Here is a 15484-nt window from a genome sequence, read left to right on the forward strand (position 1 = left end):
CTGCTTTGTTGAGCGGCTTGAGACAAAGAATATGCATGAATGCATATACAGTCAATGCACAAATGCATTTATTTATGCATTTTAATTGCACTGATGCATGACAAGCCCACAAACAAAGGCGCTGATGGCTTTCGGAAGGCGAAAAAAAACCCGCTCGAGGGCGGGTTTTATCTGACGGAAATGAGGTTAACGGGCGTACATGCCCCACCAGAAGACGTGGCCGAGGATGACGATTTGCTCTTCCTGGATTTCCTGGAAGGTGTAGTCCTCGTCCGGGTGTTCATCGCGATTGAAGCTGCGCAGGCGAATGCCGGTCGGCAGGCGGTACAGTTGTTTCACCCGCAACTGGCCGTTGTGGTTGATGGCATAAAGATCGCCATCGACGATGTCGCCAATCGCACACTTACCGGCATTCACCCCGACAGTGGCACCATCGCGCAACACCGGCAGCATACTGTTGCCACGCACCGTCACGCATTTAGCCTGGTCGAACTGCACACCGTTGTGACGCAGACTGCGCTTGCCGAAGCGCAGGCTAGAGCGCTCGCTCTCTTCGATGACGAATCTTCCTGATCCAGCAGCCAATTCAACCTCGCGAAGAAAGGGGACAGACACTTCGTCGTCATCGACGGGCGTGTCGTCGTCCCACAGACTTATGTCCTTGAGTTCGGAATGCAATTGATCGCGCCCGGCATTGGCGGTGGTCGCGACATCCGCGCGCCCACGCAACTGATCGGTGCTCACAGCGAAGTACTCGGCGATTTTCGAGATGTGTTTATCCGAAGGATCGACGATCTTCCCGCTGAGGATCCGCGAGAGCGTGGATTGAGGCACGCCGGTGCGACGGTGAAGCTCCGTGGGGGAGATCCCGTGCTGATCGAGCAGCGCTCTTAAGACGGTAGAAACATTGCGTTTTTGCATAACGCGCATAGTGCTTGATCTTTTTTACGAAGACAAATGCTGTTTTGCATAAATCATGCATAGACAACCGAAAAGACCGGCGAGGCGTTCATGCCTGCGTCGAGCGGACTGCCCATGTTAATCTTGCGCCCATTGCGCAAAAGCCGGCCGACGCCCCTTCCTTTGCCCTACACCTTTGAACGAGTTTTCCTGAATTCCCGATGAATAAAGCCCTCTCCGACCTGTCCTCCCACACGCCAATGATGCAGCAGTACTGGCGCCTGAAGAACCAGCACCCCGACCAGCTGATGTTCTACCGCATGGGCGACTTCTACGAGATCTTCTACGAAGACGCGAAGAAGGCCGCCAAGTTGCTGGACATCACCCTGACGGCCCGTGGGCAATCGGCGGGTCAGGCGATTCCGATGTGTGGGATTCCTTACCACGCGGCTGAAGGTTACCTGGCGAAACTGGTCAAGCTGGGCGAATCGGTGGTGATCTGTGAGCAAGTCGGCGACCCGGCCACCAGCAAAGGTCCGGTGGATCGTCAGGTGGTGCGGATCATCACGCCGGGGACGGTCAGTGATGAAGCGCTGCTCGATGAGCGCCGGGACAACCTGATCGCGGCGGTGCTGGGTGACGAGCGTCTGTTCGGCCTGGCTGTGCTCGATATCACCAGCGGCAACTTCACGGTGCTGGAGATCAAAGGCTGGGAAAACCTGCTGGCGGAGCTGGAGCGGGTCAATCCGGTGGAGCTGATGATCCCGGATGACTGGCCGAAGGATTTGCCGGCGGAAAAACGTCGTGGAGTTCGTCGCCGTGCGCCGTGGGATTTCGAGCGCGACTCGGCGCTGAAAAGTCTTTGCCAGCAGTTCTCCACCCAGGACCTGAAAGGCTTCGGTTGCGAGAACCTGACCCTGGCCATCGGCGCGGCCGGCTGCCTGCTCAGTTACGCCAAGGAAACCCAGCGCACCGCCCTGCCCCATCTTCGCAGCCTGCGCCATGAACGGCTGGATGACACCGTGGTGCTGGACGGCGCAAGCCGCCGCAACCTGGAACTGGACACCAACCTGGCCGGCGGTCGCGACAATACGCTGCAATCGGTGGTCGATCGCTGCCAGACGGCCATGGGCAGTCGTTTGCTGACTCGCTGGCTGAACCGTCCGCTGCGCGATCTCACTGTATTGCTGGCGCGCCAGACATCGATCACTTGCTTGCTCGACGGTTATCGTTTCGAAAAACTGCAACCGCAACTCAAGGAAATAGGCGATATCGAGCGGATTCTGGCGCGGATCGGTTTGCGTAACGCCCGTCCGCGTGACCTGGCGCGTCTGCGCGATGCACTCGGTGCATTGCCAGAGCTGCAAGTGGCGATGACCGAACTCGAAGCGCCGCACATCATTCAACTGGCGAAGACCACCAGCACCTACCCGGAACTCGCGGCGCTGCTGGAAAAAGCCATCATCGACAACCCACCTGCGGTCATCCGTGACGGCGGCGTGTTGAAGACCGGCTACGACAGCGAACTCGATGATCTGCAATCGCTCAGCGAGAACGCCGGGCAGTTCCTGATTGATCTGGAAGCACGGGAAAAGGCTCGCACCGGCCTGTCGCATTTAAAGGTCGGTTACAACCGCATTCACGGCTACTTCATCGAACTGCCAAGCAAGCAGGCCGAGTCGGCTCCGGCCGATTACATTCGCCGCCAGACGCTCAAAGGTGCCGAACGCTTCATTACGCCGGAACTGAAAGCGTTCGAGGACAAGGCACTGTCAGCCAAAAGCCGTGCACTGGCCCGCGAGAAGATGCTGTACGAAGCGCTGCTCGAAGACCTGATCGCCCAACTGCCACCGTTGCAGGATACTGCCGCGGCGCTGGCCGAACTGGACGTGCTGAGCAACCTGGCCGAGCGTGCGCTGAACCTGGACCTGAACTGCCCGCGCTTCGTTGACGAGCCGTGCATGCGTATCACCCAGGGTCGTCACCCGGTGGTCGAGCAAGTACTGACCACGCCGTTTGTGGCCAACGACCTGAGCCTCGACGACAATACGCGCATGCTGGTGATTACCGGTCCGAACATGGGCGGTAAATCCACTTATATGCGCCAGACCGCTTTGATCGTGTTGCTGGCGCACATCGGCAGTTTCGTGCCGGCGGCCAGTTGCGAATTGTCCCTGGTGGACCGGATCTTTACCCGGATCGGTTCCAGCGATGACTTGGCGGGTGGCCGGTCGACCTTCATGGTCGAAATGAGCGAAACCGCGAACATTCTGCACAACGCCACCGAACGCAGTCTGGTGCTGATGGACGAAGTCGGACGCGGCACCAGCACCTTCGACGGCCTGTCGCTGGCCTGGGCCGCGGCGGAGCGTCTGGCGCATCTGCGCGCTTACACACTGTTCGCCACCCACTACTTCGAGCTGACGGTGCTACCAGAGGCGCAACCGCTGGTGGCCAACGTTCACCTCAATGCCACCGAGCACAACGAGCGCATCGTGTTCCTGCACCACGTTCTGCCCGGCCCTGCCAGCCAAAGCTACGGCCTGGCGGTTGCGCAGTTGGCAGGCGTGCCAAGCGAAGTGATTGTGCGCGCTCGTGAGCACTTGGGCCGCCTGGAAGCGACCGCACTGCCCCATGAAGCGCCGAAACCCGCCAAAGGCAAACCGGCCGCGCCGCAGCAGAGCGACATGTTCGCCAGTCTGCCGCATCCGGTGCTCGATGAGCTGGCTAAACTTGATCTGGACGACATGACGCCGCGTCGCGCACTAGAAATGCTCTATACACTAAAGACACGGGTCTAACGCACTTGCCTGCAAGCTGTTAGAATCTCGCGCGGTTTGGGATGCTGCTGGCTAATAGCCTGGCCTGCAGACTATCGCTCCCAAACCTGGCGACCCCAACGTGAAGGGGCTCCGCTGCCGCCGCCTGAGGAGAAAATTAGAATGACCTTCGTCGTCACCGACAACTGCATCAAGTGCAAGTACACCGACTGCGTAGAAGTCTGTCCGGTGGACTGCTTTTACGAAGGCCCGAACTTCCTGGTGATTCACCCGGATGAGTGCATCGACTGCGCACTGTGCGAACCAGAGTGCCCTGCCGTGGCCATCTTCTCCGAAGATGAAGTTCCGGAAAATATGCAGCAATTCATTCAGCTGAACGTTGAGTTGGCCGAAATCTGGCCCAACATCACCGAGAAGAAAGATCCGCTGCCGGACGCTGAAGAGTGGGATGGCAAGAAAGACAAGATCAAAGAACTCGAACGCTGATCTTCCCACGCGTTCTGGAAAAGGCCCCTCGTGGGCCTTTTTGCTTTTCTACAGGCAAAAAAAGGGGCGGTTTGACCCGCCCACATTTTTTCCCTATTCCCTGTATTCCTTTTCATCGTCCTGATGAATCGCTTCCTGCGATGTCCATTCCCCCCTTCCTTGAAGGGCGTGTCGATCCGTCGACACAGTTCAGATACTAGAGAAATCCCTACCAAGCGCAATTGACCCAGATCGCTAAAATCGTTTGTCACATGCTGTTAACACAATAATATATCTATATAAATCAATTAGATAAGTTGTAAGCCAGTAGGAATATGGGCGACTACCAACCTGTAAAAATAGTGAACACTTACGAAAGAGTAAGCGAAAACTTACAGCGAGATACTACAAAGCAGAGACGCTCCCCCTCACCGTCCAGGCAATAAAAAACCCCGAGCCAGTCGGGGCCTTTTATGACCGTATGAGCCAATTGCTTATTGAAACAGCGACTCGCTCGACAAGCCGTTCTTCTCAAGAATCTCACGAAGACGCTTGAGGCCTTCCACCTGAATCTGTCTGACCCGTTCCCGGGTCAGGCCAATCTCCAGGCCTACGTCTTCAAGTGTGCTGCTCTCGTGGCCACGCAAGCCGAAGCGACGTACCACCACTTCGCGTTGCTTGTCGGTGAGCTCCGAAAGCCATTGATCGATGCTCTGAGACAGGTCGTCGTCCTGCAGCAGTTCACATGGATCGGTTGGACGATCATCGGTAAGGGTGTCCAGCAGGGTTTTATCCGAATCCGGACCCAGCGAGACGTCGACCGAAGAAACCCGCTCGTTCAAGCCGAGCATGCGCTTGACCTCTGCCACTGGTTTTTCCAGCAGGTTGGCGATTTCTTCGGGTGAGGGTTCATGGTCGAGTTTTTGAGTCAGCTCCCGTGCAGCCCGCAGGTACACGTTGAGCTCTTTGACCACATGGATCGGCAACCGGATGGTCCGGGTCTGATTCATGATCGCGCGCTCGATGGTCTGACGAATCCACCAGGTTGCGTAGGTCGAAAAGCGGAAGCCTCGCTCGGGATCGAACTTCTCCACTGCGCGGATCAGACCGAGGTTGCCCTCTTCGATCAGGTCCAGCAGTGACAGCCCACGATTGACATAGCGCCGGGCGATTTTCACCACCAGTCGCAGGTTGCTTTCAATCATGCGCTTGCGCCCGGCAGGATCGCCACTTTGCGACAGGCGCGCAAAATGAACTTCTTCTTCCGGAGAGAGCAATGGGGAAAAGCCGATTTCGTTGAGGTACAGCTGCGTGGCATCGAGTGCCCGAGTGTAATCGATGTACTTGTGTTGCTTTAACGAAGCGGAGTGTTTGGATTTGGCACGAACGGAAGGTGGAGCAGCCCCTTCATCATTCGACATCGAATCCGTACCGATGCCGGTCTCCATAAGGAGAACCTCATCGTCGATGTCAAACTCCGGCACTTCTTTACTGAGAGCCATTGTTATAGTCCTTTGGTGAGTTCGACCCCAAGCTCAAGCGGCGCCTTTATCCTTGGCAACGCTGGAGCCTGTCCCCTCTACGTGACGGAACAGGCTGGCAACAAATCAACGGCGTGGCAGGAACTGCAGCGGATCTACAGGTTTACCTTGTCGGCGAATCTCAAAATGCAGCTTCACCCGGTCTGTACCCGTTGACCCCATTTCGGCAATTGTCTGTCCGACCTTGACCTGCTGCCCCTCCCGAACCAACAGCCTGCGGTTATGTCCGTAGGCACTGACGTAGGTGTCGCTGTGTTTGATGATGACTAATTCGCCGTAGCCCCTTAAGCCACTCCCGGCGTATACCACCGTCCCATCAGACGCAGCTAAAACAGGCTGTCCCAAATCTCCGGCGATATCAATTCCTTTATTCAAACTACCGTTTGAGGAGAACTTTCCAATCAGAATGCCATTAGATGGCCATCCCCAGCCGGTCGGGGCCGGGCCGGCAGGAGGCATCGGAGCGGGGGCCGGCTTGGTGGCGACGGACGGTGCAACCACCGCAGAACTGGTCGTCGTGCCATTCGCCTGACGTCGGATCACCGTGGTTTTCAACGACGATGAAGGCGTTGAATCGGTTGCACTCTCCACCGGTGCCGGGGTTGAACCGGTGCGACCATCAAAGCGAATTGTCTGACCTGGATGGATCGTATATGGCGTAGGAATGTTGTTCCGTGCGGCGAGGGCTTTGTAGTCCCAGCCGTAGCGAAAAGCGATCGAGAACAGCGTGTCTTTCGGTCGAACGACGTACTGCCCCGTGGTCACTACCGGACGCTGAGGAACGGCGTTGTTGCGATCGACCACGCGAACATCACTCGTTTTGGAACTGGAGCAACCGACCAGCAAGGTGCTCAAGACGAGGCCAGTCACCAGGCGCTGAAAGCTCTTTGTACCCATACGCTGCGCAATGACTGTGAGACTCACCCGCCGCTCCCTTTGTGGTGGCTGAAAATGTGGATTGCCGTGTTCCGGCACGAAATATCGCAAGTATAACGGGCCCGACAGGCTTTACCTTTAATGAAGCGAAATGGCTTCGCGCACACGTTTGCTGCCTGCCGTTGAATTCTGTTTAACACTTCGATGCCGCTGTAAGACCCGGGCAATCGAAGAGAATTCAGCGCTCCTGAATAAATGCTCAGGCCAGTGGCCCATTGAGCAACGGTACGAAGCGCACCGATCCCAAAACGCGTCGGGAAAAGCCGTTTTCTTCACGGATGATCAGCATCAATTGCTGCACCTCGCCCGAACCGACCGGTATGACCAGTCTTCCGCCCGGCGCCAATTGATCGAGCAAAGCCTGCGGAACATCAGTGGCAACCGCAGTGACAATAATGCCGTTATACGGTGCCAGCGCCGGCCAGCCTTCCCAACCGTCGCCCCAGCGAAAAACCACGTTGCGCAGGTTCAGCTCGACCAGGCGTTCCTTGGCCCGGTCCTGCAAAACCTTGATGCGCTCCACGGAGAACACCCGCTCGACCAGCTGCGACAGTACTGCTGTCTGGTAGCCGGAGCCGGTGCCGATTTCCATCACCTTGTCGAGTGGCCCCGCCTCGAGCAGCAACTCGCTCATGCGCGCCACCATATAAGGCTGGGAGATGGTCTGGTTGTGTCCGATCGGCAGTGCAGTGTCTTCATAAGCGCGGTGAGCCAGCGCCTCGTCGACGAACAGATGACGCGGTGTACGGCGGATGACTTCAAGCACCTTGGCGTTGGACACGCCTTCTTCATACAGGCGCTGAATAAGGCGCTCGCGAGTGCGTTGAGAGGTCATCCCGATGCCGCGACGCAAAATATCGTCTTGTTCACGCCCCATTAGCGCAACCCCTCCAGCCAGCCATCGAGACTTCTAAAGGCATCATTGAAGGTGCGATCCAGTTGCAGCGGCGTGATCGATACATAACCTTGCATCACCGCATGGAAGTCAGTGCCCGGGCCGCCGTCTTCAGCGTCGCCCGCTGCGGCGATCCAGTAGCCGGATTTGCCTCGCGGATCGACCACCTTCATCGGCGCCGCAGCGCGGGCGCGGTGCCCCAGGCGAGTCAGCTGTATGCCGCGAATGTGATCCAGCGGCAGATTGGGAATGTTCACGTTCAATACCGTGCGCGGCGGCAGATTGAGGTCAGCGTGGGCTTCGACCAGTTTGCGCGCAAAGTAAGCGGCTGTGGGAAGGTTCTCCACTTGCCGTGAGACCAACGAAAAGGCGAACGAAGGACGCTCAAGGAATCGCCCCTCGAGGGCTGCTGCGACGGTGCCGGAATACAGCACGTCGTCCCCCAGGTTCGCACCCAGGTTGATGCCGGAAACCACCATGTCCGGCTCGCACTCCAGCAAGCCGTTAAGGCCCAGGTGCACGCAATCGGTAGGTGTGCCGTTCAGGCTGATAAAGCCGTTGGCCAGGGTTTGCGGGTGCAACGGACGGTCGAGCGTCAGCGAGCTGCTGGCGCCGCTTTTGTCCTGGTCCGGGGCGATAACCACGCACTCGGTGTAATCCGCCAGCGCAGCATAAAGCGCGGCGAGACCGGGTGCCGCTACCCCATCGTCGTTAGAAATCAGAATACGCATGGGCTGTCCGTCTGCCCCACCGGCACCAGATCAACAAGCTCGCGCACCAATACGGTGGCAAAGCATCCGGCCGGGAGGACGAATTCCAGTTGCAGAATGTCAGGCTCGGGATAATGCCACGTCAACCCACCAATGGGCAGCCGCAGGATGCGACGTTCGTGGCTCATTCCGGCGTTAATCAACCAATCGCGCAAATCCGCTTCGCGCTCGGCGATTGCCTGCTCCAGTACATGGACAGCGCCGGTCGCCGGCGAGTCACCTTCGCCCCATTGAGGACCGGTCGGATGCAGGTCGAGAATCGCCAGGCGCGGGTCGCTGCATTCAGCTTCACCTGCTGGAAAAAAGCTGCGGCTGTCGGTGAACGCCAGCAGATCGCCGACCTGCGCACGCTGCCAGCTGCCATCGGCCACGCGCGCCGCCAACACTTGGTTGAACAGAAAACTGCGCGCGGTGGACAGCAGGCGCGAACGCACATTGCGCTGCTCCGGCAAGGCCTTACGGGCAGCCCAGGCGCGGGCATCGACGACGTTACCGCCATCAAAGCCAAAACGCTGGGCGCCGAAATAATTGGGAACACCTTGCTTGGCGATCAGTTGCATCCGCGCGTCGATCGCGGCCTTATCACCCGAAAATTGCGTCAGGCGCAACGTGAAGCCGTTGGCCGAGTGAGCACCGCGTTGCAACTTGCGCTTGTGTCGACCGGTCTTGAGGATTTTCAGTGTGTCGTTTTCCGCCGCCGACAGATCAGGATCGGCCTTGCCCGGCAGCTGTACGCTGAACCACTGGCGAGTCAGCGCCTGACGATCCTTCAAGCCCGCATAACTGACGGTGCGCAATGGCACGCCTGCGGCCTTGGCAATCCGCCGTGCTGCTTCTTCGGTATTCAGGCCACGCTTTTCCACCCAGATCCACAGGTGTTCGCCATCGCCGCTGAGGGGGATGTTAAGCACCTCATCGACCTGGAAATCTTCTGCCGTGGCTTTCAATACCGCGGTGCCGAGGGCATCACCGTAAGCCCGCGGGCCGAGCAATTGCGCTTCGTTCATGCGCGCAGCAACAAGGCAACGGAATGCACGGCGATGCCTTCTTCGCGACCGACAAAGCCGAGCTTTTCGGTGGTGGTAGCTTTCACGTTCACTTGATCCAACTCAACTTGAAGATCGGCGGCAATCAGCGCGCGCATCGATTCGATATGCGAGGCCATTTTCGGTGACTGGGCGACGATGGTGTTATCGACATTGCCGACCTTCCAGCCCTTGGCATGGATCAGTGCGACGACGTGACGCAACAGCACCCGGCTGTCGGCGCCCTTATAAGTCGGGTCGGTGTCCGGGAAGTGCTTGCCGATATCACCCAGCGCAGCCGCGCCGAGCAAGGCATCGCTCAAGGCGTGCAGCAGGACGTCACCGTCGGAGTGAGCGAGCAGCCCGAAGCCGTGTGCAATACGCACGCCGCCTAGAGTAATGAAATCGCCTTCAGCGAAACGATGCACATCATAGCCGTGGCCAATACGCATAAAAAAACGCCCCGATTTTTGTCAGGGCGTGATTCTACCTGCTTTGTCAGACATTAGGCGCTTAGCGCACGCCCATGATGCTGCAAGTGGTCGTCAATGAAGCTGGCAATGAAGAAATAGCTGTGGTCGTAGCCCGGTTGCAGGCGCAACGTCAGCGGATGACCGGCCAGTTTGGCCGCCTGTTGCAACGCCTCAGGCTTGAGCTGAGTGGCGAGGAAATCATCACGATCACCTTGGTCGACCAGCAGCGGCAATTTCTCACCAGCCTCGGCGATCAATGCACAGGCATCCCACTCGCGCCACTTCGATCGGTCTTCACCCAAGTAACGGGAAAAGGCCTTTTGGCCCCACGGGCAATCCATCGGATTATTGATCGGCGAGAACGCCGACACCGACTGATAGCGCCCAGGGTTGCGCAAGGCACAGACCAGCGCGCCGTGACCACCCATGGAGTGGCCGCTGATGCCGCGTTTGTCCGAAGCCGGGAAGTGAGCTTCGACCAATGCCGGCAGTTCCTGCACGACATAGTCATGCATCCGATAGTGCCGCGACCACGGTTCCTGCGTGGCATTCAGGTAAAACCCGGCGCCGAGGCCGAAGTCCCAGGCACCCTCTGGATCACCCGGTACATCGGGGCCGCGAGGGCTGGTGTCCGGAGCGACGATGATCAGCCCCAGCTCGGAGGCCATGCGCATGGCGCCAGCCTTGTGCATGAAGTTTTCATCGGTGCAGGTCAGGCCGGACAACCAATACAGCACTGGCAGCTTGCCGCCCTGCTCCGCTTGCGGCGGCAGGTACACGGCGAACACCATGTCGCAGCCGAGCACATCGGAGCGGTGCTTGTAGCGTTTGTGCCAGCCGCCGAAGCTTTTCTGGCAGGAGATATTTTCCAGGCTCATGAGCGACCTCAGAAATGAATGACGCTGCGGATGCTTTTGCCTTCATGCATCAGGTCGAAAGCCTTGTTGATATCTTCCAGACCCATGGTGTGGGTGATAAAGGTATCCAACGGGATCTCGCCGGTTTCGGCCATTTCGACGTAGCTTGGCAACTCGGTGCGACCACGTACGCCACCGAACGCCGAACCGCGCCAGACGCGACCGGTGACCAGCTGGAACGGACGGGTCGAAATTTCCTGCCCTGCACCGGCGACGCCGATGATGACCGACTCGCCCCAGCCCTTGTGGCAGCACTCAAGCGCGGCACGCATCAACTGGACGTTGCCGATGCACTCAAAGGAAAAGTCGACGCCGCCATCCGTCATGTCGACGATGACTTCCTGGATCGGACGATCGAAATCTTTCGGGTTCACACAGTCGGTTGCACCCAGCTGCTTGGCGATTTCGAATTTGGCCGGGTTGATGTCGATGGCGATGATGCGACCGGCCTTGGCCTTGACCGCACCGATGATGGCTGACAAACCGATGCCGCCGAGGCCGAAAATGGCGACGGTATCACCGGGTTTTACCTTGGCGGTATTGAGGACTGCACCGATGCCGGTGGTGACACCGCAGCCCAACAGGCAGACTTTTTCCAGTGGCGCTTCTTTAGGAATCTTCGCAACGGAGATTTCCGGCAACACGGTGTACTCGGAAAAGGTCGAGGTGCCCATGTAGTGGAAAATCGGCTGGCCCTTGTAGGAAAAACGCGTGGTGCCATCTGGCATCAGGCCTTTGCCTTGCGTCGCGCGAATGGCCTGGCACAAGTTGGTTTTGCCCGACAGGCAGAATTTGCACTGACGGCATTCCGGGGTGTACAGCGGAATCACATGGTCGCCAACGGCGACAGAGGTCACGCCTTCGCCGATCGCTTCGACCACCGCACCACCTTCGTGACCGAGGATCGACGGGAAGATGCCTTCCGGGTCAGCGCCCGACAGCGTGTAGGCATCGGTATGACAGACACCGGAGGCAACCACTCGCAACAACACTTCACCGGCCTTGGGCATGGCGACATCGACTTCAACGATCTCGAGGGGTTTCTTGGCCTCGAAGGCTACGGCAGCGCGCGACTTGATCATGTGGATTCTCCAGTGAATAAAAACGAGACAGGGAGTGTAATACACCGCTTGACGGTGAATAATCAGGACAAAAGCAAAACATTATTGCTGTATAGGGATAATCATCGATGTCCGAGAACCGCTGGGAAGGTATAGACGAATTCGTCGCCGTCGCCGAATGCAGCCAATTCACCGCCGCCGCGGAACGACTCGGGGTCTCGTCCTCCCATATCAGTCGACAAATCGTACGACTCGAAGAGCGACTTCAGACACGGCTGCTGTACCGCAGCACCCGCCGGGTCACGCTGACCGAAGCCGGGCAAACCTTTCTGCAACATTGCCAGCGTTTGCAGGATGGCCGCGAAGAAGCCTTGCGTGCGGTGGGCGACCTGACCAGCGAACCAAAAGGCATGTTGCGCATGACCTGCGCCGTGGCCTATGGCGAGCGCTTCATCGTGCCGCTGGTCACGCGGTTCATGGGGCTCTATCCGCAACTTCGCGTCGACATTGAACTGAGCAACCGCCCGCTCGATCTGGTGCATGAAGGCCTGGATCTGGCGATCCGTCTCGGTCGCTTGCAGGATTCAAGGTTGGTCGCCACACGCCTGGCACCACGCCGCATGTATCTGTGCGCATCTCCGTCCTACATCGAACGGTATGGTCGCCCACACAGTTTGTCGGAGTTGAGCCGCCACAACTGCCTCATCGGCAGTTCGGACATGTGGCAACTGGAACAGAACGGGCGGGAATTTTCCCAGCGGGTACAGGGAAACTGGCGCTGCAACAGCGGTCAAGCGGTGCTGGACGCGGCGTTGCAAGGTGTCGGTTTATGCCAACTGCCCGACTACTACGTGCTGGAGTATTTGAAAAATGGCGAGCTGATTTCGCTGCTGGAAGCCCATCAACCGCCGAACACAGCCGTGTGGGCGCTTTATCCACAACAGCGGCATCTGTCGCCCAAGGTGCGCAAGCTGGTGGATTATTTGAAGGAAGGATTGGCTAATCGGCCGGAGTACCGGAGTTAAGTTATGCGTTGTCTTTTCGGCTGCTATCGCGAGCAAGCTCGCTCCCACATGGCTCTGTGGCGAACACTGATATTGTGAGCAACGCAAAACACTGTGGGAGCGAGCTGGCTCGCGATAGCGGTTTAAGAAACAACGGACAACTCAGCAGCTCAGTGGCGGTTAGCCCAACGCTGGCGCAACCAATCGAGGTCTTCAGGGCGAGTGACCTTGAGGTTATCGGACCGGCCTTCGATCAAGCGTGGCGCAAGACCTGCCCACTCCATCGCCGATGCTTCGTCAGTGATGACGGCGTCAGCCACCAAGCTGTCAGCCAGCGCCCGATGCAGCGCGCCAAGGCGAAACATCTGCGGTGTATAGGCTTGCCAGATCACGCTGCGATCCACGGTTTCGACGACACGACCGTGCTTGTCGACCCGTTTGAGTGTATCGCGGGCAGGCACTGCCAGCAGTCCGCCAACAGGATCGTCTGCTAACTCAAGCAACAATTTATCCAGATCATCACGCGAAAGATTCGGCCGCGCCGCATCGTGCACCAGCACCCAATCTTCATCGTCAGCGCCCAAGGCATGCAAATGCAGCAACGCATTGAGTACCGACCCGGACCGTTCATCGCCGCCGTCGACACGCTGAATGCGCGAATCGGTGGCACACGCCAGGTTCGGCCAGTAAGGATCATCTGCAGCAAGACTGACCACCAAGCCCTTGAGGCAAGGATGATCAAGGAAACAGCCAAGGCTGTGTTCGAGAATAGTGCGCCCGCCCAGTTGCAAGTATTGCTTGGGACGGTCCGCGGCCATACGGGCACCAACACCCGCGGCAGGAATCACGGCCCAGAAGGCCGGTAACGAGTTGTTCATTGAGCCAACTGGTAAAGGGTTTCGCCGTCCTTGACCATGCCCAACTCATGACGGGCCCGCTCTTCAACGGTCTCCATGCCTTTTTTCAACTCACTGACTTCGGCGTCCATGACCCGATTGCGCTCCAGCAAGCCTTCGTTCTCAGCGTGTTGATCCGCGATCTGCTGAGTCAGCTCGGCCACTTGCGCCAGACTGCCATTACCCACCCACAGGCGGTATTGCAGGCCAGCCAGCAGCAGGAGCAAGACGAGGAACAACCAATTGGGACTGCGCATCGAATATCGGGTATCCAGTGAAAAAAGACAGCCATGCCAAAACTTTGAAGCGTCTGATAGCACGAAGCCTGGAAGAACCAGGCTTGTGCTCTTAAGGCATCAGATTAGTGGCAAATCCATCGCTGTCGCGATATTTCCGACACAATCCTTTGTCTTTTTACCATGTGGCAATTAACCGCGGAACTCGCTGCGGCCGTTGTACTTGGCTTTACCCTGCAACTGCTCTTCGATACGCAGCAGTTGGTTGTACTTGGAAACGCGGTCGGAACGGCACAGGGAGCCGGTCTTGATCTGGCCAGCCGAGGTGCCCACGGCCAGGTCGGCAATGGTCGAATCTTCGGTTTCGCCGGAGCGGTGCGAGATGACGGCAGTGTAACCAGCGGCCTTGGCCATCTGGATAGCTTCCAGGGTTTCGGTCAGGGTGCCGATCTGGTTGAACTTGATCAGGATCGAGTTGGCGATCTTTTTATCGATGCCTTCTTTCAGGATCTTGGTGTTGGTCACGAACAAGTCGTCGCCTACCAGCTGGGTTTTCTCGCCGATCTTGTCGGTGAGGATTTTCCAGCCAGCCCAGTCGGACTCGTCCAGGCCATCTTCGATGGAGATGATCGGGTAACGCTCGGTCAGGCCTTTGAGGTAGTCGGCGAAACCTTCAGCGGTGAACACCTGGCCTTCGCCGGACAGGTTGTATTTACCGTCTTCGTAGAACTCGCTCGCCGCGCAGTCCAGCGCCAGGGTCACGTCGGTGCCCAGCTTGTAACCAGCGTTGGCCACCGCTTCCGAAATCACTTTCAAAGCGTCTTCGTTGGAAGCCAGGTTCGGTGCGAAACCGCCTTCGTCGCCGACTGCAGTGCTCAGGCCACGGGCCTTCAGCACAGCTTTGAGGTGATGGAAAATCTCGGTGCCCATGCGCAGGCCTTCCGAGAAAGACTTGGCGCCAACCGGCTGAACCATGAATTCCTGGATGTCGACGTTGTTATCGGCGTGCTCGCCACCGTTGATGATGTTCATCATCGGAACCGGCATCGAGTAAACACCCGGGGTGCCGTTCAGGTTGGCGATGTGCGCGTACAGCGGCAGGTCCTGGTCCTGTGCTGCTGCCTTGGCCGCAGCCAGGGAAACGGCGAGGATCGCGTTGGCGCCCAGGGAACCTTTGTTTTCAGTACCGTCGAGCTTGATCATCGCGTGATCCAGCGCTTTCTGGTCGCTTGGGTCTGTACCTTTCAACAGGTCGCGGATCGGACCGTTGATGTTGGCGACGGCTTTGAGCACGCCCTTGCCCAGGTAACGGCTCTTGTCGCCATCACGCAGCTCGAGTGCTTCACGCGAGCCAGTGGAAGCACCGGACGGCGCGCAAGCGCTACCGATGATGCCGTTATCGAGAAGCACGTCCGCTTCCACGGTGGGATTGCCACGGGAGTCGAGAACTTCACGACCTTTGATGTCGACGATTTTTGCCATTGTTGTAAACACTCCAAAGTTGACGAAAACGACGCAGCTAGAGGAAATCTTTTACCGTCGGCAAGTGATGTGCAGCGGGCAGACTTGCGGACGATAAGGCTCA

Annotated in this window: 15 protein-coding genes; 3 read left to right on the forward strand and 12 right to left on the reverse strand. The window is 58.1% G+C overall.

The features are described from left to right. Positions 1–186: 186 nt before the first annotated feature. Positions 187–921, reverse strand: a complete 735-nt coding sequence (locus tag QRN31_RS03925) for a LexA family transcriptional regulator (RefSeq protein ID WP_222590345.1) — start codon at positions 919–921, stop codon at positions 187–189. Positions 922–1121: 200 nt separating this feature from the next. Here QRN31_RS03925 and mutS point away from each other — a divergent pair, with 200 nt between their 5' ends. Beyond that, positions 1122–3701, forward strand: a complete 2580-nt coding sequence (gene mutS / locus QRN31_RS03930) for a DNA mismatch repair protein MutS (RefSeq protein ID WP_285430332.1) — start codon at positions 1122–1124, stop codon at positions 3699–3701. Between the two features lie 141 nt (positions 3702–3842). Next, positions 3843–4166 (forward strand): ferredoxin FdxA, encoded by a 324-nt coding sequence (gene fdxA / locus QRN31_RS03935; RefSeq protein ID WP_285430333.1) that lies wholly within the window; start codon positions 3843–3845, stop codon positions 4164–4166. Between the two features lie 473 nt (positions 4167–4639). On the opposite strand, the gene rpoS is transcribed toward fdxA, so the two are convergent. The 8 genes from rpoS to QRN31_RS03975 form a co-directional block, all read right to left on the reverse strand. After that, positions 4640–5647, reverse strand: a complete 1008-nt coding sequence (gene rpoS, locus QRN31_RS03940) for an RNA polymerase sigma factor RpoS (RefSeq protein ID WP_056856224.1) — start codon at positions 5645–5647, stop codon at positions 4640–4642. Between the two features lie 105 nt (positions 5648–5752). Beyond that, positions 5753–6610 carry a peptidoglycan DD-metalloendopeptidase family protein gene (locus QRN31_RS03945; RefSeq protein ID WP_285430337.1) on the reverse strand — a complete coding sequence of 286 codons (858 nt, stop codon included), beginning with the start codon at positions 6608–6610 and terminating at the stop codon, positions 5753–5755. 211 nt (positions 6611–6821) lie between these two features. Continuing rightward, a complete protein-coding gene (locus tag QRN31_RS03950; protein WP_197678969.1) occupies positions 6822–7457 on the reverse strand; it encodes a protein-L-isoaspartate(D-aspartate) O-methyltransferase in 636 nt (211 codons plus the stop codon). A gap of 41 nt (positions 7458–7498) precedes the next feature. Continuing rightward, on the reverse strand, positions 7499–8248 hold the full coding sequence (surE, locus tag QRN31_RS03955) for a 5'/3'-nucleotidase SurE (RefSeq protein WP_285430339.1): 750 nt from the start codon (positions 8246–8248) through the stop codon (positions 7499–7501). Further along, complete coding sequence (truD, locus tag QRN31_RS03960; RefSeq protein ID WP_285430341.1) at positions 8236–9294, reverse strand: tRNA pseudouridine(13) synthase TruD; 1059 nt, start codon at positions 9292–9294, stop codon at positions 8236–8238. The genes surE and truD overlap by 13 nt, the downstream gene beginning before the upstream one ends. Beyond that, positions 9291–9764, reverse strand: coding sequence for a 2-C-methyl-D-erythritol 2,4-cyclodiphosphate synthase (ispF, locus tag QRN31_RS03965; RefSeq protein ID WP_285430344.1), 474 nt, complete (start codon positions 9762–9764; stop codon positions 9291–9293). Before ispF ends, truD begins: the two co-directional genes overlap by 4 nt. Before the next feature lie 53 nt (positions 9765–9817). Further along, positions 9818–10663 (reverse strand): S-formylglutathione hydrolase, encoded by an 846-nt coding sequence (fghA, locus tag QRN31_RS03970; protein ID WP_285430345.1) that lies wholly within the window; start codon positions 10661–10663, stop codon positions 9818–9820. 8 nt (positions 10664–10671) lie between these two features. Continuing rightward, a complete protein-coding gene (locus QRN31_RS03975; protein ID WP_285430347.1) occupies positions 10672–11784 on the reverse strand; it encodes an S-(hydroxymethyl)glutathione dehydrogenase/class III alcohol dehydrogenase in 1113 nt (370 codons plus the stop codon). A gap of 107 nt (positions 11785–11891) precedes the next feature. On the opposite strand from QRN31_RS03975, the gene QRN31_RS03980 reads away from it, so the two are divergent. Beyond that, positions 11892–12788 (forward strand): LysR substrate-binding domain-containing protein, encoded by an 897-nt coding sequence (locus QRN31_RS03980; protein WP_285430349.1) that lies wholly within the window; start codon positions 11892–11894, stop codon positions 12786–12788. Between the two features lie 149 nt (positions 12789–12937). Here the strand turns inward: QRN31_RS03980 and ispD are convergent, their stop codons facing one another. The 3 genes from ispD to eno all read right to left on the reverse strand — a co-directional run bounded on the left by ispD (position 12938) and on the right by eno (position 15381). Further along, positions 12938–13645 (reverse strand): 2-C-methyl-D-erythritol 4-phosphate cytidylyltransferase, encoded by a 708-nt coding sequence (gene ispD, locus QRN31_RS03985; protein WP_285430350.1) that lies wholly within the window; start codon positions 13643–13645, stop codon positions 12938–12940. Continuing rightward, on the reverse strand, positions 13642–13920 hold the full coding sequence (gene ftsB, locus QRN31_RS03990) for a cell division protein FtsB (RefSeq protein ID WP_008028992.1): 279 nt from the start codon (positions 13918–13920) through the stop codon (positions 13642–13644). Before ftsB ends, ispD begins: the two co-directional genes overlap by 4 nt. 171 nt (positions 13921–14091) lie before the next feature. Then, complete coding sequence (gene eno / locus QRN31_RS03995; RefSeq protein WP_090187791.1) at positions 14092–15381, reverse strand: phosphopyruvate hydratase; 1290 nt, start codon at positions 15379–15381, stop codon at positions 14092–14094. Between the last annotated feature and the right edge of the window lie 103 nt (positions 15382–15484).

The sequence above is a fragment of the Pseudomonas sp. fls2-241-R2A-110 genome (genome assembly GCF_030209165.1).
GTDB lineage: Bacteria > Pseudomonadota > Gammaproteobacteria > Pseudomonadales > Pseudomonadaceae > Aquipseudomonas.